The sequence below is a fragment of the Serratia sp. SM04 genome (genome assembly GCF_040280225.1).
GTDB lineage: Bacteria > Pseudomonadota > Gammaproteobacteria > Enterobacterales > Enterobacteriaceae > Serratia > Serratia sarumanii.
In genome coordinates this window covers 802,262-827,812 of record NZ_JBEOQT010000022.1, presented here as the reverse complement: position 1 = coordinate 827,812, position 25,551 = coordinate 802,262, and the positions used below count along the sequence as shown (strand labels likewise).

At 57.9% G+C, this 25,551-nt stretch carries 22 protein-coding genes; 11 read left to right on the top strand and 11 right to left on the bottom strand.

Annotated features, from left to right (window positions below; translation table 11 throughout):
• Window positions 1-78 precede the first annotated feature (78 nt).
• From ABTW55_RS24550 to ABTW55_RS24540, 3 genes are all read right to left on the bottom strand, one after another.
• On the bottom strand, window positions 79-327 hold the full coding sequence (locus ABTW55_RS24550) for a hypothetical protein (protein WP_033648443.1): 249 nt from the start codon (window positions 325-327) through the stop codon (window positions 79-81).
• A gap of 194 nt (window positions 328-521) precedes the next feature.
• Window positions 522-1,559 (bottom strand): hypothetical protein, encoded by a 1,038-nt coding sequence (locus ABTW55_RS24545; protein ID WP_049234354.1) that lies wholly within the window; start codon window positions 1,557-1,559, stop codon window positions 522-524.
• A 5-nt stretch (window positions 1,560-1,564) separates the two neighbouring features.
• A complete protein-coding gene (locus ABTW55_RS24540) occupies window positions 1,565-2,374 on the bottom strand; it encodes a hypothetical protein (RefSeq protein ID WP_230200056.1) in 810 nt (269 codons plus the stop codon).
• Window positions 2,375-2,424: 50 nt separating this feature from the next.
• Between ABTW55_RS24540 and zntB the strand changes: the two genes are divergently transcribed.
• A complete protein-coding gene (gene zntB, locus ABTW55_RS24535) occupies window positions 2,425-3,408 on the top strand; it encodes a zinc transporter ZntB (RefSeq protein ID WP_049234356.1) in 984 nt (327 codons plus the stop codon).
• A 219-nt stretch (window positions 3,409-3,627) separates the two neighbouring features.
• Here zntB and ABTW55_RS24530 read toward each other — a convergent pair whose 3' ends face one another.
• The 3 genes from ABTW55_RS24530 to nifJ all read right to left on the bottom strand — a co-directional run bounded on the left by ABTW55_RS24530 (window position 3,628) and on the right by nifJ (window position 8,871).
• Entirely contained in the window at window positions 3,628-4,026 is a 399-nt protein-coding gene (locus ABTW55_RS24530) for a VOC family protein (RefSeq protein ID WP_033634674.1), read from the bottom strand.
• Between the two features lie 146 nt (window positions 4,027-4,172).
• Complete coding sequence (ttcA, locus tag ABTW55_RS24525; RefSeq protein ID WP_033634672.1) at window positions 4,173-5,111, bottom strand: tRNA 2-thiocytidine(32) synthetase TtcA; 939 nt, start codon at window positions 5,109-5,111, stop codon at window positions 4,173-4,175.
• 226 nt (window positions 5,112-5,337) lie between these two features.
• On the bottom strand, window positions 5,338-8,871 hold the full coding sequence (gene nifJ, locus ABTW55_RS24520; protein ID WP_060421234.1) for a pyruvate:ferredoxin (flavodoxin) oxidoreductase: 3,534 nt from the start codon (window positions 8,869-8,871) through the stop codon (window positions 5,338-5,340).
• A gap of 238 nt (window positions 8,872-9,109) precedes the next feature.
• Between nifJ and ssmE the strand changes: the two genes are divergently transcribed.
• Window positions 9,110-9,442, top strand: a complete 333-nt coding sequence (gene ssmE, locus ABTW55_RS24515; RefSeq protein WP_033634669.1) for a multidrug efflux SMR transporter SsmE — start codon at window positions 9,110-9,112, stop codon at window positions 9,440-9,442.
• Between the two features lie 499 nt (window positions 9,443-9,941).
• Entirely contained in the window at window positions 9,942-10,196 is a 255-nt protein-coding gene (locus ABTW55_RS24510; protein ID WP_015377999.1) for a DUF333 domain-containing protein, read from the top strand.
• Between the two features lie 29 nt (window positions 10,197-10,225).
• Here ABTW55_RS24510 and hslJ read toward each other — a convergent pair whose 3' ends face one another.
• The 3 genes from hslJ to ABTW55_RS24495 all read right to left on the bottom strand — a co-directional run bounded on the left by hslJ (window position 10,226) and on the right by ABTW55_RS24495 (window position 12,130).
• Window positions 10,226-10,654: a heat shock protein HslJ gene (hslJ, locus tag ABTW55_RS24505; RefSeq protein ID WP_060421231.1), complete on the bottom strand. Its 429-nt coding sequence runs from the start codon at window positions 10,652-10,654 to the stop codon at window positions 10,226-10,228.
• A 50-nt stretch (window positions 10,655-10,704) separates the two neighbouring features.
• Window positions 10,705-11,697 carry a 2-hydroxyacid dehydrogenase gene (locus ABTW55_RS24500; RefSeq protein WP_016927571.1) on the bottom strand — a complete coding sequence of 331 codons (993 nt, stop codon included), beginning with the start codon at window positions 11,695-11,697 and terminating at the stop codon, window positions 10,705-10,707.
• 142 nt (window positions 11,698-11,839) lie between these two features.
• A complete protein-coding gene (locus ABTW55_RS24495; protein ID WP_033648435.1) occupies window positions 11,840-12,130 on the bottom strand; it encodes a putative quinol monooxygenase in 291 nt (96 codons plus the stop codon).
• Between the two features lie 139 nt (window positions 12,131-12,269).
• Between ABTW55_RS24495 and ABTW55_RS24490 the strand changes: the two genes are divergently transcribed.
• The 5 genes from ABTW55_RS24490 to ABTW55_RS24470 all read left to right on the top strand — a co-directional run bounded on the left by ABTW55_RS24490 (window position 12,270) and on the right by ABTW55_RS24470 (window position 16,678).
• Window positions 12,270-13,100, top strand: a complete 831-nt coding sequence (locus ABTW55_RS24490) for a LysR family transcriptional regulator (protein ID WP_060421228.1) — start codon at window positions 12,270-12,272, stop codon at window positions 13,098-13,100.
• 317 nt (window positions 13,101-13,417) lie between these two features.
• Window positions 13,418-16,030, top strand: coding sequence for a YdbH family protein (locus tag ABTW55_RS24485; protein ID WP_033653063.1), 2,613 nt, complete (start codon window positions 13,418-13,420; stop codon window positions 16,028-16,030).
• The gene (locus ABTW55_RS24480) at window positions 16,027-16,224 is read left to right on the top strand and encodes a YnbE family lipoprotein (RefSeq protein WP_025302979.1); all 198 of its coding nucleotides are present in this window, start codon (window positions 16,027-16,029) and stop codon (window positions 16,222-16,224) included. The genes ABTW55_RS24485 and ABTW55_RS24480 overlap by 4 nt, the downstream gene beginning before the upstream one ends.
• Before the next feature lie 8 nt (window positions 16,225-16,232).
• Complete coding sequence (locus ABTW55_RS24475; RefSeq protein ID WP_033634662.1) at window positions 16,233-16,556, top strand: YdbL family protein; 324 nt, start codon at window positions 16,233-16,235, stop codon at window positions 16,554-16,556.
• Entirely contained in the window at window positions 16,541-16,678 is a 138-nt protein-coding gene (locus ABTW55_RS24470) for a hypothetical protein (protein ID WP_107685448.1), read from the top strand. The genes ABTW55_RS24475 and ABTW55_RS24470 overlap by 16 nt, the downstream gene beginning before the upstream one ends.
• On the opposite strand, the gene azoR is transcribed toward ABTW55_RS24470, so the two are convergent.
• Window positions 16,675-17,280 (bottom strand): FMN-dependent NADH-azoreductase, encoded by a 606-nt coding sequence (azoR, locus tag ABTW55_RS24465; RefSeq protein WP_033634661.1) that lies wholly within the window; start codon window positions 17,278-17,280, stop codon window positions 16,675-16,677. The genes ABTW55_RS24470 and azoR overlap by 4 nt on opposite strands.
• Window positions 17,281-17,549: 269 nt before the next feature.
• Here azoR and hrpA point away from each other — a divergent pair, with 269 nt between their 5' ends.
• On the top strand, window positions 17,550-21,437 hold the full coding sequence (gene hrpA, locus ABTW55_RS24460; RefSeq protein WP_072021559.1) for an ATP-dependent RNA helicase HrpA: 3,888 nt from the start codon (window positions 17,550-17,552) through the stop codon (window positions 21,435-21,437).
• A gap of 362 nt (window positions 21,438-21,799) precedes the next feature.
• Here the strand turns inward: hrpA and ABTW55_RS24455 are convergent, their stop codons facing one another.
• A complete protein-coding gene (locus ABTW55_RS24455) occupies window positions 21,800-22,423 on the bottom strand; it encodes a TetR/AcrR family transcriptional regulator (RefSeq protein ID WP_033653064.1) in 624 nt (207 codons plus the stop codon).
• A 241-nt stretch (window positions 22,424-22,664) separates the two neighbouring features.
• Between ABTW55_RS24455 and ABTW55_RS24450 the strand changes: the two genes are divergently transcribed.
• Together ABTW55_RS24450 and ABTW55_RS24445 are read left to right on the top strand one after the other, a co-directional pair.
• Window positions 22,665-23,330 (top strand): DUF3313 domain-containing protein, encoded by a 666-nt coding sequence (locus ABTW55_RS24450; RefSeq protein ID WP_047567285.1) that lies wholly within the window; start codon window positions 22,665-22,667, stop codon window positions 23,328-23,330.
• A 604-nt stretch (window positions 23,331-23,934) separates the two neighbouring features.
• A complete protein-coding gene (locus tag ABTW55_RS24445) occupies window positions 23,935-25,431 on the top strand; it encodes an aldehyde dehydrogenase family protein (RefSeq protein ID WP_200761765.1) in 1,497 nt (498 codons plus the stop codon).
• Window positions 25,432-25,551: the final 120 nt, after the last annotated feature.

Sequence of the window (25,551 nt, the reverse complement as noted above, 5' to 3'; positions counted from 1 at the left end):
CACGCGATAAACCCCGTTTAATAATAAACAGGGTTGCCATCATCACAGTATTTTCGCTATTTCAGAGAATGGTTACGCTTATAGACAGTCCCGCATGGCATCCACCACCACCCGGCCGTTCATGTCGGTTTGAGTGATGCGGTAACTGGTGGGGTACGAGCGTCGGGTGCTGAAACGATCGTGGACGGAGACCTTGCCAATCTGCAGGCCGGCGGCGTTTTTCACCACAAACTCACTGATCTCTTCCTGGCCCTGGTTTTGCAAATGGATATTGCTGATTTTTTCCAGCGTATCGCTGGCGTTTATTTTTAAATGGTCGCGTAACATAACTACCTCCTCGTAGTGAGAAAAGTATATGCCCCTAAAATTTGCGCTGAAACAGCTTTGTGTTGATTTATTATTATCATTTTGAATTAAAAATGATAGCAATATGTTAAGTCATAATAATAACGGCATTGCCAGCGCTTTATCAGCGATATTGCCTGATTTGTCGGCAAAGGTTTATTTCATTGCCGTTATTATTAGTCTGCATTAATGGGGAAAAGCGCCTGCCTGGCCGCCGGGGCGGAAAATACGCAGGCGACGTTGTGCCCGCAGCCGGGAACGATCGTTAACCGATGCGGCTTCTCCGGCGCCAGGTAATGCCGATCGTAGTCGGCGTAGGCCAGGGCGCGCTGCAATCGATAGGGGCCCTGCAACTGGGCGGCGCAGGATTTGTCGAGTATCCGATAGTAAGCGCCCGGCGCGGCGCCGGTATCCTCGGCGGCGGCCAGATAGGTGATATCGGCGGCGGCGTAACGCCGGCGGGCCGCGTCGGCGGTGCGCTGCAGGTGAGCGGGAAACGCTTCCAGACCGTATTTCCATCGGTTGGCCTGCGGACAATGGCCGGCGTCCAGCGTTTGCCAGCGAAAACGGCAGGTTTCTTCACTGCTGCAGTTTCCCCAACTGGTGGGCAGAGGGCGCAGGCGATCAAAATAGAGCCAGCTGCCGGGATCGGCCACCACATAGCGCAGACGCACTCCGCGTGGCGGCTGGGCAAAGCCGACATAATGCTGCACGAACTGGGCGCCGGCGGAAAAACCGGCCACGGTTATCGACTGCAGCGACGGCCAGCGCCGTTTCAGATCGGTCAGCAGGTTATCCATGGCGTTGAATGAGCCGGTCTTCCCGCCATTATCCAAATCGCCCTCGATCCAGGAGCCGCAGCGCCACAGGGCGTCGCCGTCTTGCGGCTGGGGCAGACCGGCGGAATGGCAGTGGGCGGCGAGTTTTACCGGTACCTGAAACAGCGGGGCGACCAGCAAGCTGCTGTCTCCCGCTCCCTGCGCGGCGTCGATCGCCGCTTGCAACGTCCTGGCGGCGTCGCGTGGATGGCCGTGCATCACCACCAGTGCGCTACGCGGCTGGGGGGATCGGGCGTGAGCGACAAAATAAGGCAGGGAACCGGCCGCCGTCGGCGCGCGATAGGGCGTGGCGAGGCGCTCCAACACCGGCTCTGCACGAACCGATTGGCCGAACAGCAGCAGGGCGGCCATTGCGATGCACCGCAGGCAGCGCATTCTCGTCAGGCTCGGCGCAGCGCAGTGCGCATTTGTCTCAGGACTTCCCGGCATCGTTGTTCCTCACGCGCTCGTTGGTAGTAGCGATAAAAGGCGCGTTCCGAGCTGAGGTTACCCGCGCGTGCCAGCTGTCTGAAGGTCAGGTATGCCAGGCTGAACATAATGATAATAAATAATAAGCCGGGGAACAGCAGCTGCCAGCCGTCGGTGATGCGCGCATTAGGCAGATAGCTGAGTGACTGGGGCGTAATCAATACCCCTGACTGCTGCAGTCCCCATTGAGTCAACGCGGGGAACAGTACCAGCAGCGTGACGAACAGCAAATACAGCAAAAAATAGCGGCACGAAAGCAGGAAACGCTTGAAAGCGTTATTGGCGCTTGGCCGCAAAACGAAGCCCGCGGACGTGGCGCGCAAGATTTGCTGGCGGCCACCGGTGAAGCGATAACGTTCCAGCGCCGCTACGCTGTCCGGCAATGCCAGCAGCAGTTGCAGCGCAGTAAGACCGGCGCTGCTATTGCCGAGATAGTCGCGAAATCGCAACAGGCGTATGGGGGCGCTCTGGCGCTTCTCGATGGATTCGAGCAGGTTCAGTAGCTTATCGCGGTTTTCCCGCCGAATGCGAAAAGGGGTTTTGACGACGGCGATAAACAGCGTAATGACGGTCGGTAAGACGATTTTCAAAATATCTGCGGCGCTGATTTGTAACATGCGAGTCTCCTCTCGGGCTGTCTTGCGTTCCTTGCGGCAGAAGTATAGACCACGCTTATAGGACAACGTGAAAACTGGCGTTACAGCTTGGCCTTTGATCTCCAAGGCGTTAACGCTAGACTCAGCAACATAAGCAAGACTGAGGGGATAAATGAATGGATGTGATTGAGGGGAGCGAGCTGCAGATCGCCGATGCGGTTTACGCCTACCAGCTGGACGGCAAGGGCGGCGTCACGCCGATCGGGCAGGATGACAAGATCACCTGCGACGCGCCGTGCTGGCTGCATCTTGATTACGCGCACCCGGCCAGCGCCGAATGGCTGAGCACCACGCCGCTGCTGCCGGACTCGGTGCGCGAAGCGCTCTCCGGCGAAAGCTCACGGCCGCGCGTCAGCCGCCAGGGCGAAGGCACCATGATCACCCTGCGCAGCATCAACTTCAACGCCAATTCCCGGCCGGACCAGCTGGTCACCATTCGCGTGTACATCACCGATAAACTGATTGTCTCTACCCGACACCGCAAGGTGTATTCCATCGATCAGGTGGTGAACGATCTGCAAAGCGGCGCCGGGCCGACCAACAGCGGCAGCTGGCTGGTGGAAATTTCCGATGCGTTGACCGATCACACCAGCGAATTTATCGAAGATCTGCACGACAAGATCATCGATCTGGAGGACGCTTTGCTGGAGCAGCAGGTGCCGGAGCGCGGCCAGCTGGCGCTGATCCGTAAACAGCTGATCGTGCTGCGCCGTTACATGGCGCCGCAGCGCGACGTCTTCGCGCGGCTGGCCAGCGACCGTCTGCCGTGGATGAGCGACGACGATCGCCGCCGCATGCAGGACATCGCCGATCGCCTGGGGCGGGGATTGGACGATCTGGACGGCAGCATCGCGCGCACCGCCATCTTGTCCGACGAAATCACCACGGTGATGGCCGATGCGATGAACCGCCGCACTTACACCATGTCATTGTTGGCGATGGTATTTCTGCCTACCACCTTCCTGACCGGGCTGTTCGGGGTCAACCTTGGCGGCATTCCGGGCGGCGGCAATCCTCTCGGTTTTGCGGCGTTTTGCCTGATGCTGGGCGGGTTGGTGCTTGGCGTCGCCTGGTGGCTGAAGCGCAGCCGCTGGCTGTAGGCAAAAACGACGAAAACCCGGTTAACATTGAGCAATATCAACATTTAGCCGGGGGAAATGGGGCATGATCTCTCTCGCAGGTGAATGCAACGTCAAGCGATGGGCGTTGCGCTCCATAATTGTCTTACTTTCTTATTTTTGAATTACTGCATAGCACATTTGATTCGTACAATGCCGGTTTAATCACCGGCATTTTTTTATTCGGCTTTCCTCTTTTCTTCAGGCCGCGCTTTCATCCCAGAAGCTGGCTTCAATCTTGTGCCCATCCAAATCACGGACAAAGCAGCCGTAGTAAGCCTCGCCGTAGTGCGGCCGCGAACCGGGTGCGCCTTCATCGGCGGCGCCGGCCAGCAGCGCCTGGCGATGGAATTCATCCACCTGTTGCTTGCTGGTGGCGAAAAAACCGACGTGCGTGCCGTTGCCGGGCGAGGCCGGCCGGCCGTCGATCGGCACCTGCAGCCAAAACTCCGGATAGTCGCGGCCGTAACCGATGGCGCCGGGATGCTCCAGCACGCGTCGGCAACCCAAGGCGGCCAGCGTGCGATCGTAAAAGGCGGCGGCGGCCTCGAAATCGTTGGAGCCCAGCGAGACGTGGGACAGGCAGGGGGTGATATTCATTGCGCGATCTCCATATGACTGTATAAATAAACAGTATAGGGTAAAAACGGCACCGCCCAGTAAATTTTGCGCAAACTGTGAACAGGATCGAGATCGTCGAGAGAGGGGAATGTCGCCGCTTGCAGAGGGCAAGCGGCGAGAGGGGCTTATTTGATTTCCAGCACGTTCAAACGCTCTGGCGCAGGCACCGCGTCGTCCGAATCTTCCGGCTGCCAACCGACGGGCTGCATCGGGATGTCTTCGCGATCGAAGGCCAAATCGCCGCCGTCCACCACGGCGCTACCGTGGTGAATGCCTTTGAAATCGAACAGATTGATGTCGCTCAGGTGCGAAGGCACCACGTTTTGCATGGCGCTGAACATGGTTTCCAACCGGCCAGGGTAACGCTTGTCCCAGTCGCGCAGCATATCGCCGATCACCTGGCGCTGCAGGTTAGGCTGCGAGCCGCACAGGTTGCATGGGATGATTGGGAATTCCTTGGCGATCGAGAAGCGTTCGATGTCTTTCTCGCGGCAGTAGGCCAGCGGGCGGATCACCACGTGCTTGCCGTCGTCGCTCATCAGCTTGGGCGGCATGCCTTTCATCTTGCCGCCGTAGAACATGTTGAGGAACAGCGTCTGCAGAATGTCGTCGCGGTGGTGGCCCAGCGCGATCTTGGTGGCACCCAGTTCGGTGGCGGTGCGGTACAAAATGCCGCGGCGCAGGCGCGAGCACAGTGAACAGGTGGTTTTGCCTTCCGGGATCTTGTCTTTAACGATGCTGTAGGTGTTCTCTTCGACGATCTTGTACTCCACCCCCAGGCTTTCCAGGTAGGCGGGCAGAATATGCTCCGGGAAGCCGGGCTGCTTCTGATCGAGGTTCACCGCCACCAGGGAGAAGTTGACCGGCGCGCTCTGCTGCAGATTGCGCAGGATCTCCAGCATGGTGTAGCTGTCTTTACCGCCGGACAGACAGACCATGATGCGGTCGCCTTCTTCAATCATATTGAAATCGGCGATCGCTTCGCCCACGTTGCGGCGCAGGCGCTTTTGCAATTTGTTGAGGTTGTACTGCTCTTTTTGGCTAACGGATTGCTTTTCTGACATTTAAATCGTGCTCATTCTCAATGGGGGGCACTAGGGGCATGGCGTTGTAGCCGCGAGTTTACCATTCAACCGGCCGCTTTTGATCATTATTCATCATCCTGCTGCCACGCGCCCGACGCGAGGCCTGTATGGTACGGATTGCGCGCAGGAATGCCAGCGGGTTTTTGCTGCGGCTGACGCCGGCGGTAAAAGAACAGGGCGCGAATCGCTCGCGCCCTGAGGGAGGTTACTCTGCGGCGGATTTTTCCGCCTTGCCGGCCAGCAGGCTGAGGAAATCGTATTTCTCCTGCAGCTCTTTCTCGGCGGCCTGATACAGCGCGCTGGCCACTTCCGGCTGCTGCGCGTTCAGGCGGCGGAAACGCTGTTCTTTCAGCAGCGTTTCCGACAGGCTGCTGTTCGGCGGCCGCGAATCCAGCGCCAATGCGGCCTTGCCCTCGGCGCTGCGGCGCGGATCGAAGCGGTACAGTGGCCAGAAGCCGGTGGCGGTCAGCTGTTTCATCTGATCGTGGCTGAGCGCCAGATCGTAGCCGTGCTCTTCGCACGGGCTGTAGGCGATGATCAGCGACGGCCCCGGATAGGCCTCGGCCTCCTGAATTGCTTTCACCGTTTGGTTGAGCTGCGCCCCCAGCGAGATCTGCGCCACGTAGACATGGCCGTACATCATCATGCTGACGCCCAAATCCTTGCGCGCCTTGCGCTTGCCGTGTTCGCCGAACTTGGTCACCGCGCCGAGCGGCGTGGCCTTCGACTGCTGGCCGCCGGTGTTGGAGTAGCACTGGGTGTCGAGCACCAGCACGTTGACGTTCTCCGTCAGGCTGAGGACGTGATCCAAACCGCCGAAGCCGATGTCGTAGGCCCAACCGTCACCGCCGATCAGCCAGATGGATTTATCCACCAGGTAGTCGGCGCCGGCCGCCAGCTGGCGCGCGTCTTCGCCTTCGAGATTGGCCAACAGCGTGCGCAGTTCGGCGATCTGCTTACGGCGCGGCTCCGGCGCCACGTCGCCCATCTGCAGGGCATTGACCAACCGCTCCGGCAGCTGCGGCGCCAGAGCATTCAGCAGGCGCAGCACTCGCGCGCGATGTTGATCGACCGTTAAACGGAAGCCCAGGCCGAATTCGGCGTTGTCTTCGAACAGCGAGTTGGCCCACGCCGGGCCGCGCCCTTCGGCGTTGGTGGTGTACGGCGTGGTCGGCAGGTTACCGCCGTAGATCGACGAGCAGCCGGTAGCGTTGGCGATCAGCAAACGGTCGCCATAGAGCTGGGTCAACAGCTTGATGTACGGCGTTTCGCCGCAGCCGGAGCAGGCGCCGGAGTACTCGAACAGCGGCGTGATCAGCTGCGAGGTGCGAATGTCGATGCGCTCCAGCTGCGCCGGATCGATTTCCGGCAGCTGCAGGAAGAAGTCGTAGTTGTCTTTTTCCGCCGTCAGATTATCGAGGCGCGAAGCCATGTTGATGGCCTTGATCTCCGGGTTCTGGCGATCTTTCGCCGGGCAGACCTCGACGCACAGGTTACAGCCGGTGCAATCCTCCGGCGCTACCTGCAGCACGTATTTCTGGCCGCGCATATCGCGCGCTTTGACATCCAGCGACTGCAGGGAGGCGGGGGCGTGCTCCATCTCCGCCGGCTGAACCACCTTGGCGCGAATGGCGGAGTGCGGGCAGGCGGCGACGCAGTGGTTGCACTGGGTACACAGGTCGGGCTGCCAGATCGGGATCGCTTCGGCGATGTTGCGCTTTTCCCATTGGGTGGTGCCCACCGGCCAGGTGCCGTCCGGTGGGAAGGCGGAAACCGGCAGCGCATCGCCCAGCCCAGCCAGCATCGCGGCGGTGACGGTTTTGACGAAGTCCGGCGCGGCGTCCGAGACCACCGGCGGGCGCATCGGGCTGCTGGCGTCGACCGGCTGCAGCGGGATCTCGGTCAGCGCGGCCCGGGTGGCGCCCAGCGCCTGCCAGTTGCGCTCGACGATCTCCTGGCCCTTGCTGCTGTAGCTGCGGGCGATGGCGTCCTGCAGCTGTTGCAGCGCCACGTCGCTCGGCAGGATCTGCGTCAGGTGGAAGAACGCCATCTGCATCACGGTGTTGATGCGCGCGCCGAGCCGGCATTCGCGCGCCAGCTTGGCGGCGTTGATGATATAGAAACGCGCCTGGCGTTGGTGCAACAGCGCCTGAACCTCCTGCGGCAGGCGCGACCAGACCTCGTCGGCGCCGTAAGGGGTATTGAGCAGGAAGGTGCCGCCGGGCTTCAGGCGTTCGACCATTTGGTACTTATCGATAAACTGCAGTTGGTGGCAGCCGATGAAGTCCGCGTGGCTGACCAGGTAAGCCGAGTTGATCGGCTGCTCGCTGACGCGCAGGTGCGACACCGTCAGGCCGCCGGCCTTTTTGGAGTCGTAGACGAAATAGCCCTGGGCATACAGCGGCGTGGCGTTGCCGATGATCTTGATGTTGTTCTTGGTGGCCGAGACCGAGCCGTCGCTGCCCAAACCGTAGAACAGGGCTTCCAGCGAGGCGCGCTGCGGCAGGATTTCGTCGCTCAGCGGCAGCGAAAGCCCGGTGACATCATCGAAGATGCCGACGGTAAAGCGCGGGCGCGGCTGCGGCTGGGCCAGCTCGCGGAACACCGCCAGCGCGCAGTCGGGGCCGAATTCTTTCGACGACAGGCCGTAACGGCCGCCGATCACCCGCGGCAGCGTGGCGCGCTCACCCCGGCTGTAGGCTTCCGCCAGCGCGGTCATCACGTCCAGATACAGCGGCTCGGCCAGCGCGCCCGGTTCTTTGGTGCGATCGAGCACCGCGACGCTGCGCACGCTGTCCGGCAGCGCGTCGAGCAGGTATTTGGCGGAGAACGGCCGGAACAGCCGGACTTTCAGCACGCCGACTTTCTCGCCGCGGGCCAGCAGGGTGTCGATCACCTCTTCGCAGGTGCCGGCGGCGGAGCCCATCACCACCACCACGCGTTCGGCCTGCGGGTGGCCGTAATAGTCGAACGGCCGATAGTGGCGGCCGGTGAGGGCGGCGAAGGCTGCCATGGCGTCGATCACGTGCTGGCCGGTGGCGTCATACCACGGGTTGGTGGCTTCGCGCGACTGGAAATAGGTGTCCGGGTTGGCGGAAGTGCCGCGCACCACCGGATGATCCGGCGACAGCGCCCGGCTGCGGTGAGCGTCGATCGCCGCCTGCGGCAGCATTTGCCGCAGCGTATCGTCGCTGAGCGGTACGATCTTGTTGATTTCGTGCGAGGTGCGGAAGCCGTCGAAGAAATGGATAAACGGCACGCGCGCGTTGAGGGTGGCGGTCTGCGAGATCAGCGCGAAGTCCTGCGCCTCCTGCACGCTGCCGGCGCACAGCATGGCGCAGCCGGTCTGGCGCACCGCCATCACGTCCGAGTGGTCACCGAAGATGGACAGCGCGTGCGTGGCTACGGTGCGTGCGGCGACGTGCAGCACAAACGGCGTCAGCTCGCCGGCCAGTTTGTACAGCGTCGGGATCATCAACAGCAGACCCTGCGATGAGGTGAACGAGGTCGACAGCGCGCCGGTTTGCAACGCGCCGTGCACGGTGGCGATCGCGCCGCCTTCCGACTGCATTTCCACCACCCGCGGGATATCGCCCCAGATGTTTTGCCGGCCATCCCCGGACCAGGCATCCGCCTGCTCCGCCATGGTGGAACTCGGCGTGATAGGGTAGATGGCAATCACTTCGTTGGTGCGATAGGCCACGGAAGCGACTGCATTATTACCATCTGTAGTTATCATCGGCGTTACCTTTTCATTGCTCTCAAAGCCGCGAAAGCGCACTTTCGCAGTAATGGAAAAAAGTCTAACAGAGGGTTTGAACGCGGCTTTATCGTGTTTGTGTGGCGGGTGACAAATCGTCAAAGGCCTATTTCCTCGTCGATTGGGGGCCGGCGGCAATAAATTGTTTTCACCGTTTAAAGACAATTTATTTCCGGCGCGTCATAATTGCGCATCGGCAAACTGACAGAAGAAAATCATGAGCGCATTTATGTATTTGACGATGGCGATAGTCGCGGAAGTGATCGCCACCACCATGTTGAAAGCCTCCGAGGGCTTTACCCGCCTGTGGCCGTCGCTGCTGGTGGTGCTGGGCTACGGCGTGGCATTTTGGGGGCTGTCGATGGTGGTCAAGAGTATGCCGCTGGGCATCGTGTATGCGATTTGGTCAGGCATGGGGATCGTGCTGGTGTCGGTCGCCGCGGTATTTGTTTATCAGCAAAAATTGGATTGGCCGGCGATCGTCGGCATGGGATTAATTATTGCCGGCGTGCTGGTGATTAATTTACTGTCGAAAGCCACGGTGCACTGAGTGTTATTTTAATGTGAAAAAAAGCCGGCGCGACAGCAAGTCGCGCCGGTTGAAGAATTCAGCCATCATTCACTGAAAATAGTGGAATGCTAATTACTTAGCGCCGCCAGCATAGACGCAAATATCGTCCTCTCCGGTGGCAAAAAATGCGCCGTTTCACTGAAAGCACGCGAAGATAATGAATAGCGATATCGCCGGAAAAACTTCCTGGTCGGCAGCGGTGACGTTATCACTTTCTGCGTGCGGCCGAAGCCTGGCAGCGGGTGGCGCCGTCACGTTTGGCACCGCGCGCCGGTGCGGAAATATTCTGCAAACAAAATAAATGTCCGGCCGACGCAAAAAAACGACAAATAATGGCTGGAATATATTTTCATTATTTATATATCGAGCTAGATTAAACAAGTTTGCATCAAAGATAGCGAAACGTGTCCGCCAAGTGACGCGCGTTATCAGCAATGGCGATTTTACACAGCGCAGTTCCGGGTTCAGGAGTGGGATAATGACGACATCAAAATGGCTGCTTGCCAGCGCCGTGCTGCTTTTAGCCGCCTGCAGCAGCAATAACGAAGAACCAGTACAGCAGGGCAACAGTGCCAGAATCAATACGTTGCAGACCAGCGCCGGTTGCGCGGCGGTCGGCGGCGTCACCACCATCGCGCACAACCTGAACGGTGAAGCGCTGCGCATGTGCCAGATGCCGAACGGCAAGCAGTGCGAAGAACGCACGCTGGGCCTGGGCAGCTGCGCCGGGTAAGCCCGCGGCGCCAGGCCTGGCGCGCAGGATCAATACACCCAATCGCGCAGGGTATAGATAAGCGTGTGGCCGCTGCCGTTGAGCGTCAGCTGCTGGGCGTTTAGCGTCACTTCGGCGCCGTTTTCCAGCACGGCGGCGATCGCCCGATCCCAGCGGTTGCGCTGTTCATCAGGGCACAGCCTGCGCGTCGTCGCCAGCGGTTTCACCGTCAGCACGCCGTCGCGTAATTGCCCCTGGCCGAAGAAGCGGTTGCACATCGCGCCGGAGACATGCAGGTTCTCGCTGAACTCCAGATTGAGCAGGCCGCCGCCCGCCGGTGGCTTCGCCGTTTCGCCATCCACGCTCTGCAACACGAAGTTGTGATGCAGCAGATCGCCTGGCGTGACGGCCGTATGTGGTTTCATGCTGCACCCCGCTAAAGCCAGCGCCGCAAGGGCGGCTACCGTGGTTTTTCTCATCGCGTTCTCTCAAATAAACAGGGCGCCGCAAGGGCGCCCCGAGGTGACGCTCAGGCGTTCAACTGGTTCGGGCAGGCTTCGCCGCGATCCAACTGGCTGATGTTCTGCAGCGTGGTTTGCGAAATGCTGGTCAGCGCCTCTTCGGTCAGGAAAGCCTGATGGCCGGTAAACAGCACGTTGTGGCAGGCCGAGAGGCGGCGGAACACGTCGTCCTGAATCACGTCGTTAGACTTGTCTTCAAAGAACAGATCGCGTTCGTTCTCGTAAACGTCCATTCCCAGCGCGCCGATTTTCTGCTGCTTCAGCGCGTCGATGGCGGCGGTGGAGTCGATCAGCGCGCCGCGGCTGGTGTTGATCACCATCACGCCGTTTTTCATCATCGCGAAGGCGTCGGCATTCAGCAGATGGTGGTTTTCCGGCGTCAGCGGGCAGTGCAGGGTGATCACGTCGGACTGCGCGTACAGCGTTTTCAGGTCGACATACTCCGCGCCCAGTTCCAGCGCCTGTTCGCTCGGGAACGGATCGTAAGCCAGCAGCTTCATACCGAAGCCTTTCAGAATGCGCATCGTCGCTACGCCGATTTTACCGGTGCCGATCACGCCGGCAGTGCGGTTGTGCATGTTAAAGCCGATCAGCCCTTCCAGCGAGAAATTGGCGTCGCGGGTGCGTTGATAGGCGCGATGAATACGGCGGTTCAGGCACATCATCATGCCTACCGCGTGCTCCGCCACGGCTTCCGGTGAGTAGGCCGGCACGCGCACCACCTTGATGCCCAGCTCTTTGGCGGCGTCCAGATCGACATTATTGAAACCGGCGCAGCGCAGGGCGAGAATTTCGACGCCCAGCGCCGCCAGTTCTTCGAGCACTTCACGGCTGCCGTCGTCGTTGACGAAGATACACACCGCCTTGCAACCGGCGGCCGTTTTGGCGGTTTTTTTGCTGAGTAAAAAGTCGAAGAATTCCAGCTCATAGCCAAACTGCTGATTCACCAGTTCGAGATATTTACGGTCATACTGTTTGGTACTGTATATCGCCAATTTCATCGTGGTTTCTCCACCGTGATTTTGTGATCAATTTAACAGATTTTAGTAAATTCGACAATTGGTTAGCAGTTTGTCCCGCGCGGGGCTTGTTCTATCAGACAGGGGAGTGAAACCGGCCCGCATTAGGCCGGTTCACGCGGTTTTAACGAGCGATTTCCGTGTAATGATGCTCATCGTAATCATGGGTCAAATAACTGTTAACGACATCGTTAAAGGCGATCCAATGAGGCGTTTTCTGGTGTGCTGAAAGCGCCGCCTTATCGTCCCAGTTTTCGATCAGCGCGTAGCTGTTCTCATCGCTCTGGCATTGCCAAAGCTGGTAAAAAGAGCAGCCGGTTTCTTTATTGGATTCCTGCACCATGGTGTTGAGCAGGCTCAGAAACGCTTGCCGCTTGGCCGGATTGACCTGAAAAAAGACGTTGAGCGTAATCATGATTGATTTCCTCGGTTGGTAATGAAACTGGATATCTCCAGGGGCAGCATTGTGCTGACAGCGAGGATTTTACGGACTTGATGGCTGACTAAAAGTGAAATAAAGTTCGTGAATCGTTCACTTTTGGTGAAAGCTCAAGATGTTTAAACGTGCCCAGTTAGCCGCCTTTTGCATGGTGGTGGAGTCGGAGAGTCTCACGGCCGCGGCGGAGCGGCTGTTTTGCGTGCCCTCTAACGTGACCAAGAAATTAAAAGAGCTGGAAATGGCGTGCGGCGTCACGCTGTTCGAGCGTGAGCGCAATCGGCTGTCGCTCACGCCGGAAGGCCGAGCGCTTTACCATAAGGCCAAGCGCTTTTTGGCTATCGAAGAGCGGGCGCGAGCGCAGTTTGAACAGGATCCGGTGCAGGGCGAACTGAGGCTTGGCGCGCTGGATATCGCGTTGAGTCATCATTTGCCGCAAAAGTTGGCCCATTACCGTGCGCAAAATCGCCGCGTTCAGCTGAGTGTGGTGCAGGGATATTCGCTGGATCTGGAGTTTCAGCTGCAAAAAGGGGCGCTGGACGTGGTGTTTTCAGATGGGCCGATCGAACATCCGCAGATGCAGAGCCGGCGTGCTTTCCAGGAGCGTTTGGTCTTCATTGGCGGGGCATGTCGGCCGGCGTTGTTGGCAAAAAGCGACCTCTATGTTTATTCGCGGCAATGCCACTATCGCCATCTGGTGGACGCCTGGCTGCAGAAGCAGCAAGTCATCCCCGCCGCGCTGCTGGAGGTGGAATGCTACGACGTGATATTTGCCTGCGTAATAGCGGGATTAGGCTATGCGTTTGTGCCCGAAAGCCTGGCGCGGCAGCGAAAGGTTGCATACATAGAATGCGGGAATGAAATGCGCAGCGATATTTATGCTATCTGGCGTAAAGCGAGCGACAGCCGCATATTGCACGATTTTATTGACGCCGTGATTCGGCATTAAGGCAAAAAAATCCCCACGGGGGTGTGGGGAATGGCTTCTCTAGTACACAGTTAGCTAGCAGCTGAACTTTTATTAGAATGGTTGCAAGACTATTAATCATCAATGGCAACGACAATAACAAAAGTCTGAAAACTGTCCTGTTTATGTGATGCATATGTAACGAAAATCTACAACTCCGCACACGTTTGCGCCAAAAAGGTGCAAATCGCCGCTGCGACCCCGCTCAGCTTCACCCTATGTCAAATTCATGCCATCATTATTGTCAATTCAGGCATAGACTTAACCAATGCCTAACTCAGGAACGAAGCAATCATTTAATGACCAGGCGATTAAAAGTATTCATAGGGACGGTGGCGGGCTGCGCAATTCTGGTGCTGGCGTTGTGGCAAACTTTGCCGCGCTGGCTGCCGGGCGTGTTATCGCATTGGTTGCCGGCGGGAAGCCGCCTGGAGTTGCAGGGCAAATTGCACTGGCGCCAGGGCGGCCTGGCGCTGGCGGGGGCGCGTTTCACCGCGCAAGATTGCCTGCTGGCCAACGTCGGGCCGACGCGGTTGGCTTATCGCCAGGGCCGCTGGCAGCTGTCGAGCGATAAGGTCAGCGTCGATAGCGCCTGTTTGTCAAAACTGCCGGGCGGCGATGCCAACAGCGCGCCGCTGGCGCTCGATCAGCTGCAGCAACAGCTGCCGCCGCTGGACCTCACCATTAATGACCTGACGCTGGTTCCCTGGCAGCGTTATGCCGGCAAGCTGCAGCTTTCCTCCGGCCCTGACGGGCAACGCCTGCATTATCAGGGGCCGAATCTCAGCGCCGAGGCGCAGCTGGATGAGAAACAGCAGCTGACGTTGCAGAGCCTGACCGTCGTCCCGCCCAACAGCGCGCAACCGCTGCGTCTCGCCGGCAAGATAACCATTCCGCTGGATCTGGCCAGCCTGCCGACGCAGGGCGCGCTGCAGGGGGAAATGCAGACCGCCTATCTGGAAAAACCGGTATTGCTGGACATGCGCTGGCAACAGCGGCAGGGCGTGTTGACGGTAAGCGAAAAAGGCGACGATCGGCCGCTGGCGGTGCTGCCGTGGGAAGTCGCGCCGCAGCGGGTCAGCATCAGGCAGGGCGAGTGGCGTTGGCCGTACAGCGGGCAGCCGTTGAACGGCGGCCTGAGCGTTGCGCTGCACGACTGGAGCAAAGGGTGGGATGAAACGGAGATCAGCGCGCGGCTGAACGTGATCACCGCCGGCCACAACGGCAAGGGCAATGCGGTGCTCACCCTCGGTCCGGGCAAGGTAGGGTTGACCGACAGCGATCTGCGCTTCCAATTGACCGGTCAGGCCAATCTGGCCGACTTCTCCGCCACCGCGTCGATTCCGGGCGTGATCGGCGGCAGCATTCTCAACCCGACGCTGGTGCTGCAGCCGGGGTCGCTGTTGCGCCTGTGGGGCAAGGTGACGCCGGAAATGACGCTGGAAGAGGCGCGTTTGCCGCTGGCGGGCGTGAAGGTGACTGCCGCCGGTATCACCGGCCGCCTGCAGGCGATTCTGAACGCCAGCGACAGCTATTGGGGGCGCTTCAAGCTGCACCTGGACGGCCAGGCGCAGGATTTCTGGCCGGACAAGGGCGACTGGCAGTGGCGTTACTGGGGCAACGGCCGGTTGCCGCCGCTGCAGGCCGCCTGGGACGTCGCCGGCAGCGGGCGCTGGCAGGACAGCGAGCTGGTGCTCGACAAGCTCTCCACCGGTTTCGATAAATTGAAGTATGGTTTGGTGACGGTCGCCGCGCCGCGCCTGAGCCTCAACCGGCCGCTGCGCTGGCGGCGTGATGAACAAAGCCCGCAGTTCAACGGCGAGCTGCAACTGGCGGCGGATAAGGTCAGCTTCAGCGACGGCGGCCATCTGCCGGCGCCGGTGCTGGCGCTGCAGGTGAACGGCCTTTCGCCGGACAGTTTCCAGCTGCAGGGCAAACTGCAGGCACAGCAGATCGGGCCGATCGCGCTGCGCGGCCGTTGGGACGGCGAACGCCTGCGCGGTGAAGCCTGGTGGCCGAAACAGTCGCTGAAGGTCTTCCAGCCGCTGCTCGCGCCGGAGCTCAATCTCACGCTGCGCGACGGCGAGTTTTATGCGCAGTCGGCGTTTTCCGCCGCTCGCGAGCAGGGCTTCGAAGCCGGCGGCCACTGGGTGGTGAAAAACGGCGGCATGTGGCTGAAAGACGGCGAAATGAGCGGCCTGGACTTTATCCTGTCGTACCGGTTCAAGCAGCATCAGTGGCTGCTGGGGGCCAAACAGCCGGTGTCGCTGCGCATCAAGTCTTTCAGCAACCTGTTCGAGATGCAGAACATTTCCGCCGATCTGCAGGGCACCTATCCTTATAGCGAAGGGCAGCCGCTGACGTTGAGCAACGTCGGCGTGGACATGCTCAACGGGCATATCAGCCTGTCGGCGCTGCGGTTGCCGCAGCATGACGCCGCGGTGCTGAAGTTGGACAAGGTCGATCTCAGCGCGCTGTTTACCGCCCTGAAGCCGAAGCAGTTCGCCATGTCCGGCCGGGTCGACGGTGAGCTGCCGCTGTTCCTGAACCACCCGAAATGGCTGGTGCAAAACGGCTGGATCGCCAACGCCGGCACCCTGACGCTGCGGCTGGACAAAGACATGGCCGACGCCATCGGCAGCAACAACCTGGCGACCGGCGCGGCGATCGACTGGCTGCGCTACATGGAAATCAACCGTTCGCACGCCCGGGTCGATCTCGACAACCTGGGCGAACTGACGCTGAGCGCGCGTATCGACGGCATCAACCCGCAGAAGAACGCCAAGCGCGAGGTGATCCTGAACTATCGGCATCAGGAAAACGTGTTTCAGCTGTGGCGCAGTTTGCGCTTCGGCGACAATTTACAGGAGTGGCTGGAGCAGGCCCTCTCACAACCTGGGGAGCAACAATGAAAATCATGAGTGTGTCGACGCTGGCAGCGGTGCTGTGCGTTTCGCTGCTGAGCGGCTGCGTGCCGCGCATCGAGGTGGCGACGCCGAAGGATCCGATCACCATCAATATGAACGTCAAGATCGAGCATGAAATTCATATCAAGGTGGATAAGGACGTCGAAAACCTGCTGAAAACCCAAAGCGGTCTGTTCTAGGAGCCGACATGAAAAAACGTTATTTGTGGCTGGCCGGCGCCGCCTGGTTGTTCAGCGGCGTGGCGATGGCGTTGACGCTGGATGAGGCGAAGCAGCAAGGGCGGGTGGGCGAAACCCTGAGCGGCTATATCGCCCCGGTGAAGCAGGACGCGGAAACGCTGGCGCTGGTGAAGCGCATCAACGCCGGCCGCGCCGAGAAGTATCAGGAAGTGGCGGACGGCAACCATATCGCCGTCGACGAAGTGGCGCGCATGGCCGGGCAGAAGCTGGTGACGCGGGCGCAGAGCGGCGAGTATGTGCGCGGCATCAACGGCCAGTGGCTGAAGAAATAAAAAAAGCGCGCCGTCTGGCGCGCCAAGAGATACGGATAGATGATTATTATGAGGGTAGTGCAGGTTTGACAGGACTTGCTTCTTGTCCGGCAGGGGCGCGGCGCCCCTGCGCAGGATCTTAGGCAGACACCACCTGAGACAGGGCCGCCTTGGCGTCTTCCTGTGCTTTGGTCGCCACTTCCGGGCCGTAGGCGATGCCTTCCGCGAAGACGAACTCCACGTCGGTGATGCCGATGAAGCCCAGGAACAGACGCAGGTAAGGTTCCACCAGGTCGGTCGGGGTGCCTTTATGAATGCCGCCGCGGCTGGTCAGGATCACCGCGCGTTTGTTTTTCACCAGGCCTTCCGGACCGTTTTCGGTGTAACGGAAGGTCACGCCGGCGCGGGCAACCAGGTCGAAATAGTTTTTCAGCTGGGTCGGGATGTTGAAGTTGTACATCGGCGCGGCAATCACGATGACGTCATTGGCCTGCAGCTCGGCGATCAGCTCGTCCGACAGGGCCAGCGCTTCTTGTTGACGCGGGGTCAACGGAGCATCGGAAGGACGCAGCGCGCCGACCAGTTCACCGTCCAGCACCGGGATGGGCTGTGCGGCCAGATCGCGCACGGTGATGGTGTCGCCGCTGTGGGCGTTGCTCCATTGCTCTACGAAGAAATCGGCCAGTTGGTTAGACTGAGAGTAGGTCGCCAGGATGCTTGATTTCAGAACCAATACGTTGCTCATCGATAATTCCTTACGTTGTGACAGTGACATCAGGACTCAGCGTCCCTTGCATGGAGTACATGCTATTCACATTCCTCCAACAGTGATAGCGCAATATTTCGAGATCTTCGTTCGATTTTATTGAATGACATGGCGAGGCTTTACTCGCGGAAGTAGGGGGAGAAAGCCGTTTGTGATAGGCTGTGCGGCTAAAGCAAAAAAATCGCTAAAAAAACATCAAACCGTTGCCAAGCCTGGCCTTGGCGGCGAAGAAACAAGGAACACCGAACGTGAAATCTCCGCTCGAGGCACTGCCGGCCCAACTGGGTGAGCTGATGCTCCGCGATCAACAACGTCTGCGTCGTCGCCTGCAGGGCGCACGAAAAATCAAAAATCCCGATGCCCAGCTGGCGGTGGCCGCCGAAGTAGAAAGCGACATCGCGGCGGCGCGGCAAAAAGTGCAGGCGCGCGCCGCGTCTTGCCCGCGCATTACCTATCCGGAAAGCCTGCCGGTCAGCCAAAAAAAACAGGACATATTAAACGCCGTCCGCGATCACCAGGTGGTGATTGTCGCCGGGGAGACCGGCTCGGGGAAAACCACCCAGCTGCCGAAGATCTGCCTGGAACTGGGGCGCGGGGTGAAAGGGCTGATCGGCCATACCCAGCCGCGCCGCCTGGCGGCCCGCACCGTCGCCAACCGCATCGCCGACGAGCTGGAAACCCCGCTCGGCGGCAGCGTCGGCTACAAGGTGCGCTTCAACGATCAGGTGGGAGAAAATACCCTGGTCAAGCTGATGACCGACGGTATCTTGCTGGCGGAAATTCAGCAGGACCGCCTGCTGATGCAGTACGACACGCTGATCATCGATGAAGCGCACGAGCGCAGCCTCAACATCGACTTTATTCTCGGCTACCTGCGCGAACTGCTGCCGAAGCGCCCGGATCTCAAGGTGATCATCACCTCGGCGACCATCGATCCGCAGCGCTTCTCGCGCCATTTCAACAATGCGCCAATCATCGAGGTTTCCGGCCGCACCTACCCGGTGGAGGTGCGCTACCGCCCGGTGGTCGACGACGGCGACGATACCGATCGCGACCAGCTGCAGGCGATTTTCGATGCGGTGGACGAACTTGGCCGCGAAGGGCCGGGCGACATTCTGATCTTCATGAGTGGCGAGCGCGAGATCCGCGATACCGCCGACGCCCTGAACCGCCTCAATCTGCCGCACACCGAGGTGCTGCCGCTGTATGCACGCCTGTCGAACAGCGAGCAGAACCGGGTGTTCCAGTCGCACCACGGCCGCCGCATCGTGCTGGCCACCAACGTGGCGGAAACCTCGCTGACGGTGCCGGGCATCAAGTACGTCATCGATCCGGGCACCGCGCGCATCAGCCGCTACAGTTTCCGCACCAAGGTGCAGCGCCTGCCGATCGAACCGGTGTCGCAGGCCTCTGCCAACCAGCGTAAAGGGCGCTGCGGCCGCGTGTCGGAAGGGGTGTGCATCCGTCTGTACTCCGAGCAGGATTTCCTGTCGCGGCCGGCGTTTACCGATCCGGAAATTCTGCGCACCAACCTGGCGTCGGTCATTCTGCAGATGACCTCGCTGGGGCTGGGCGACATCGCCGCGTTTCCGTTCGTCGAGGCGCCGGACAAGCGCAACATTCAGGATGGCGTGCGCCTGCTGGAAGAGCTGGGGGCGATCGCCACCGCCGACAACGGCCACTATCAGCTGACGCCGCAGGGCCGCCAGCTGGCGCAGTTGCCGATCGACCCGCGTCTGGCGCGCATGGTGCTGGAAGCGCAGAAGAGCGGCAGCGTGCGCGAGGTGATGATCATCACCGCCGCGCTGTCGATTCAGGATCCGCGTGAGCGCCCGATGGACAAGCAGCAGGCCTCGGATGAAAAACACCGCCGCTTCGCCGACAAGGACTCGGACTTCCTGGCGTTCGTCAACCTGTGGGATTATCTGCAGGAGCAGCAAAAGGCGAACTCCTCCAGCCAGTTCCGCCGGCTATGCCGCAACGATTTCCTCAACTACCTGCGGGTGCGCGAGTGGCAGGATATCTACACCCAGCTGCGCCAGGTGGTGAAAGAGCTGGGGCTGCCGATCAACAGCACGCCTTCCGACTACCGCAGCGTGCACACCGCGCTGCTGACCGGCCTGCTGTCGCACATTGGCCAGAAGGATGCGGACAAGCAGGAATACACCGGCGCGCGCAACGCCCGCTTCTCCATCTTCCCCGGCTCCGGCCTGTTCAAGAAGCCGCCGAAGTGGACCATGGTGGCCGAGCTGGTGGAAACCAGCCGCCTGTGGGGGCGCATCGCCGCGCGCATCGAACCGGAATGGATCGAGCCGCTGGCTCAGCACCTGGTGAAACACAGCTACAGCGAACCGCACTGGTCGAAGTCGCAGGGGGCGGTGATGGCCAGCGAAAAGGTCACGCTGTTCGGCCTGCCGATCGTCGCGGCGCGCCAGGTCAATTACGGCTCCATTGATCCGCTGCTGTGCCGTGAGCTGTTTATTCGCCATGCGCTGGTGGAGGGCGACTGGCAGACGCGCCACGCCTTCTTCCGCGAAAACCAAAAGCTGCGCGCCGAAGTGGAGGAGCTGGAGCATAAATCACGCCGCCGCGACATTCTGGTGGATGACGAAACGCTGTTCGGCTTCTACGATCGCCGTCTCCCCAACGACGTGGTTTCCGGCCGTCATTTCGACAGCTGGTGGAAGAGCGCGGCCAAACAGCAGCCGGATCTGCTGAACTTCGAAAAAGAGATGCTGATTAAGGACGGCGCCAACAAGATCAGCGCGCTTGATTACCCGAACTTTTGGCATCAGGGCAACCTCAAGCTGCGGCTGAGCTACCAGTTTGAACCGGGCACCGACGCCGACGGCGTGACGGTGCACATTCCGCTGCCGATCCTCAACCAGGTGGAGGAGCAGGGCTTCGAATGGCAGATCCCCGGCATTCGCCGCGAGCTGGTGATTGCGCTGATCAAATCGTTGCCGAAACCGGTGCGCCGCAACTTCGTGCCGGCGCCGAACTACGCCGAGGCGTTCCTTGGCCGCGTCACTGCGCTGGAATTGCCGCTGCTGGACGCGCTGGAGCGCGAGCTGCGGCGCATGACTGGCGTGACCGTGTCACGTGATGATTGGCAGTGGGATCAGGTACCCGATCACCTGAAGATGACCTTCCGCGTGGTGGGCGAGAAAAATCAGACGCTGCGCGAAGGCAAAGACCTGGCCGCGTTGCGCCTGCAGCTGAAAGAGAAGGTGCAGGAGACGCTGTCGGCGGTGGCCGACGATGGGCTGGAGCAGAGCAATCTGCATGTCTGGAGCTTTGGCCAACTGCCGGCGTTTTACGAGCAGAAGCGCGGCGGCTATTCGATGAAGGCTTACCCGGCGTTGGTGGATGAAAAGGACAGCGTGGCGATCCGCCTGTTCGACAGCGAAAGCGAGCAGCAACAGGCGATGTGGCAGGGCACGCGCCGCCTGCTGTTGTTGAATATTCCTTCGCCGATCAAATACCTGCATGAAAAGCTGCCGAACAAGGCCAAGCTGGGGCTCTACTTCAACCCGTACGGCAAGGTGCTGGAGCTGATCGACGACTGCATTTCGTGCGGTATCGACAAGCTGATCGCCGAACACGGCGGCCCGGTCTGGCAAGAGGAAGGCTTTGCCCGCCTGCAGGAGCAGATCCGCGCCGAGCTGAACGACACGGTCGTCGAGGTGGCCAGGCAGGTTGAGCAGATCCTGACGGCGGTCTTCAACATCAACAAACGGCTGAAAGGCCGGGTGGATATGTCGTTGGCGCTGGCGTTGTCGGACATCAAAACCCAGCTTGGCGGCCTGGTCTACCGCGGTTTCGTCACCGGCAACGGCTGGAAACGCCTGCCGGACACGCTGCGCTACCTGCAGGCGATCGAACGCCGATTGGAAAAACTGGCCATCGATCCGCATCGCGATCGCGCGCAGATGCTGCGGGTGGAGCAGGTGCAGCAGGCCTGGCAGCAGTGGCTGAACAAGCTGCCGCCCAAGCGGCAGCAGGAGGAAGAGGTGAAAGCGGTGCGCTGGATGATCGAAGAGCTGCGCGTCAGCCTGTTCGCGCAGCAGCTGGGCACGCCGTACCCGATCTCCGACAAGCGCATTCTGCAAACTATCGAACAGCTTTCGGGCTAAGTTCGGGTGCGCCGGCCGGCGTCGAACGACAGACAGCACAACTGGCCGGGCAGAAGGTTTTGGGCCGCCGGGCGAGAGGGGGCACCGTGGAGGCATTCCCCTGGCATATTTCTGCCAGGGGGCGTTTGCCTGTCCAGGCTCGGCTCCGATGGCATGAAAGGCGAGCCGAACCCTCTTCGAGTGCGCTGGAGGCTGCATTACTGAGAGAACGGGGATGTTTCAGGTGCATGTTTGTCCCAAAGTTTGTTTCGAAAACCTTGAATACCAGATGCGTGACTACACTGAATTTAATGATTCAGCGTGATTTCAAACGAATTGTTAAAAGAAAAAATGAGGGATGCCTGAGGTACAGAGGCCTTTTTTCAGCCATTATCTCTGAATGCCGCTCCATTTAAAAACATGTGAACTGCATGGCAAACCATTTCCTGAATTTGCGGTGTACTTAGCGGGGTTAATTGGCGCTGGTACACACGCATATCAACCTCTGCGGTTAATAGCGACAAAAATTGTAAAGCTCTAAGGTGCGGATCTGCCAAATGCAGTTCCTTACGCTCCATCGCTATCGCCATGAGTTCCGAGAGTTTTGTTACACTTTCTCGTATTCCTGCATCATAAAATAGAGTGCCGATATCAGAATTACCAGACTCGGCAACCACCATCCGATAAACGGCGATTGCGCTATTATCGTTGGCAACAACCTGCAGCTTTCGCTCGGCAAAACGCATCAAAGTCTGTTCCAGCGTGAAAGTTTGCGCATCAATCATCAGTCCCTCAGCGGCTTCTGTGAGGTGCTGAGTTGCATGTTCACGAACAACGGCGACAAATAGCGCCTCTTTAGAAGGGAAATAACGGTAAAGAGTCGCTTTCGATCCGCCAATCCGCTTGACCAGTTCATTCATTGACGCTCGTTCATAGCCCATTTCTTGAAAAAGCAATGCCGCTTCTTCGACGATAGCGTCGCGGCGTGCTTTAGTACGTACTTTCATTAGTATTCCTTACCGTTAAAGCAATGGTTACATGACAAGAGGCTTTTTCTTGACACGCGATGAAACTATGATAAAAGTGTACCAGGTGGTACTGTTTTGGTGTTTTTATGATCGCTCTTGGTTGTGTACACCACCATCCACCTAAAGAAAAGTCTTGTTAAGCACCATATTTCGGTTGTTTTTCTGGGGAAAAACAATCAGTTAAAATCAGTATCGATGATATCCTGGTCGGGAGTCTTAAATGTCTAATTACATCAACGCTTTTCTCTTGGTTGTTGCGGTACCTACCGTTATTTTGGCCGGATGTTCGGCAAAACCACCGGTACGGTATGCTAGCATTGATTCATCATCATTGCTCACTCCTAACACTGATGATAAATCCAACCGTATTCCTTACCGCTATGCCCCGCCAGTGGACTGGAGTAAATACACCAATATCATTATCGAACCGGTCGTTATTTATCAAGGGGGGGATCACCAGTTTGGCGATCTCTTACCGGAAGAGCGCAAGTTATTGGCGGATTATATGTATAACAAATTCAGCGAAAGTTTGCGTCCACACTTCCGGGAGGTCAGCACACCAATTTCCGGTACTATCCGATTAAAACTGACGCTAACAGGTGCTGATACGACGACGTCTTTTATCGGCACTATCACTAAGTTAGACCCTCTGGTGGGAGGGCCTTACAATATTGTGCAATCTATCCGTGGTGAGGAAGGATTATTCAACGGCTCAGTGAATTACGTTGTGGAGCTTTATGATGCTTCCAACCATAGCCTTCTCAACGCCTACGTGGCCAGACAGTATCCGAATGCCATGAATATCGGTGCAAGTATCGGCTCGCTCAACGCGGCCGAGGTGGGAATTGACAAAGGTGCGGAAGAGCTGGCTGAGATGTTGAATTAATTATGCTCAAAGTGCTGATGGTGAAGCTGAATTACCGCCCTTAATGGCGAAAAGATATTTTACCAGAGCCGCCGACAGATAAACATGAGTGAGTCAAGTGGGTATATTAATCTACCACGGATACAGTGCAATAACATACATCGGCTATCAGAGAACATATGTTTGAGCGCAGTGCAAGGAGGGATGATGACGGTGGGGCGGTTTATAGTGATATTTACAATCATAGACATTTCATTTCTTGTGTTTGTTGTCTTACTGATTTTGTAAACGACACTGATATTTATAATTGGCAATGGATAGCTCAGCGGGTTTTTCTGGATGCATTATGGGAATACGGCATTTTTGCCTTATGCTCCACACAGCGGCGCTTATTCTGAAGAAGTCGCGCATCAGTATTTGAAAGCGGAATGAGATGTTATCTGGCTTTTTTTATAAAAACGGTCAGTCGCCAACTTTTTGATGAGCGCGTTGGCGGAAAACAAAGCAAGGCAAACCACGGTTACTGATAGATTTAACCCTCTCATCGGAGAAGATAGGGCATCATAATCCCAGTGATATTTGATGAATTATTTAAATGATAAATTTGTATAGGAGTAGCTTAATTATGGCAGATGAATATAGTATGCAATCGCAAGCGTCCTCTTGGCAGAGCGTATTACCCATTTCCCGTAATCTGTATTATGGCGGAAATTGGCATGCTCCCGTCGGAGGTGAAGTCAGAGCAGTGAATAGCCCAGGAACCGGAACGGAGTTGTGCAAAGTTGCAGAAGCTGACGAACGCGACGTATCTTCCGTTATTGACGCCGCCAGAAATGGATTTCAGCTGTGGCGTCAAGTCAAGCCACTCGAAAGAGCAAAAACACTTCGAAAAATGGCTGCTGTAATCCGCAGCAATTTACGCGAGCTGGCGTTGCTTGATGCCATTGACTGCGGAAACCCTGTGCAGATGTTATATGGGGATGTGGCTGCGGCGGCAGAACTGCTGGACTTCTTTGCGGGACTTGTCACCGAGATGAAAGGAAGCTCAATCCCAATGGGAGTCGGGACCGTTAATTTTTCGACACGGGAGCCCTATGGTGTTGTTGCGCGAATAATTCCTTTCAACCACCCACTCCTGACGTGTGCGGGGAAAATAGCTGCGCCGTTGGCGGCGGGAAATGCCGTTATAATTAAACCCTCAGAGCAAAGTCCGCTCTCGGCGCTGAGACTGGCTGAGCTCTTTCACGAACTGTTGCCGCCAGGAGTCTTCAATGTGGTGACAGGAGGGAAGGCCGTTGGCGCTGCACTCTCGCAGCATCCAGGCGTTTCAATGATCACTGTAGTCGGAAGCATACCTACGGGGCGGGCGGTAATGCGTGCAGCCGCGGAAACGATAAAACCGGTGCTGCTTGAGTTAGGTGGAAAAAATGCCCTCATTGCCTTCTCTGATACTAATCCAGATCAAGTTGCCGATGCTGTGATACGTGGTATGAATTTTGAGTGGTGCGGGCAATCATGTGGTTCAACAAGCCGGGCATACATTCATAGCGATATATATGAGGATGTTATCGAAAAGGTTGCATCGCGCGTGACTCGATTTAAACCAGGCATACCGTCAGACCCTGAAACCACCATGGGGGCATTGATTTCTCAGGCTCAATTAAGCCGCGTGGAATCTTATGTTGAGCAGGCAAAGCTTGCTGGGGCACGGCTTATTGCCGGAGGCTCGAGGCCCGCACATGAATCACTAAAGAACGGCTGTTTTTTTGAAGCAACTGTATTTGCTGATGTAACCATGGATATGGATATTGCACGGGAAGAAATTTTTGGTCCCGTGTTGTCCATTATAAAATGGGATGACAAGAAAAGTCTTATTCAACAAGTGAATCAGTTGGATCTTGGGCTAACTTGTTCTATATGGACTGACAGCCTGCAAGACGCGAATCAATTGGCTCAGGATGTTGAGGCAGGGTTTGTGTGGATAAATGATGTGGCTAAACATTTTCTTGGTGCTCCATTTGGTGGTGTAAAACAGTCTGGGATTGGCCGAGAAGAGTGTTTGGGTGAGCTTTTGGCCTTTACCAGGGAAAAGAATATACATATCAATTTCACACCCAAATAAGTTGATTTGATACGGCATCGATTTTATGTAAAGGAAAATATAAGGAGTTTTCACGATGAGATTTCTGAGCATTTTATTAGAACCAAAAAGATAGAGTTATTTATATGTCATTATTGCCTC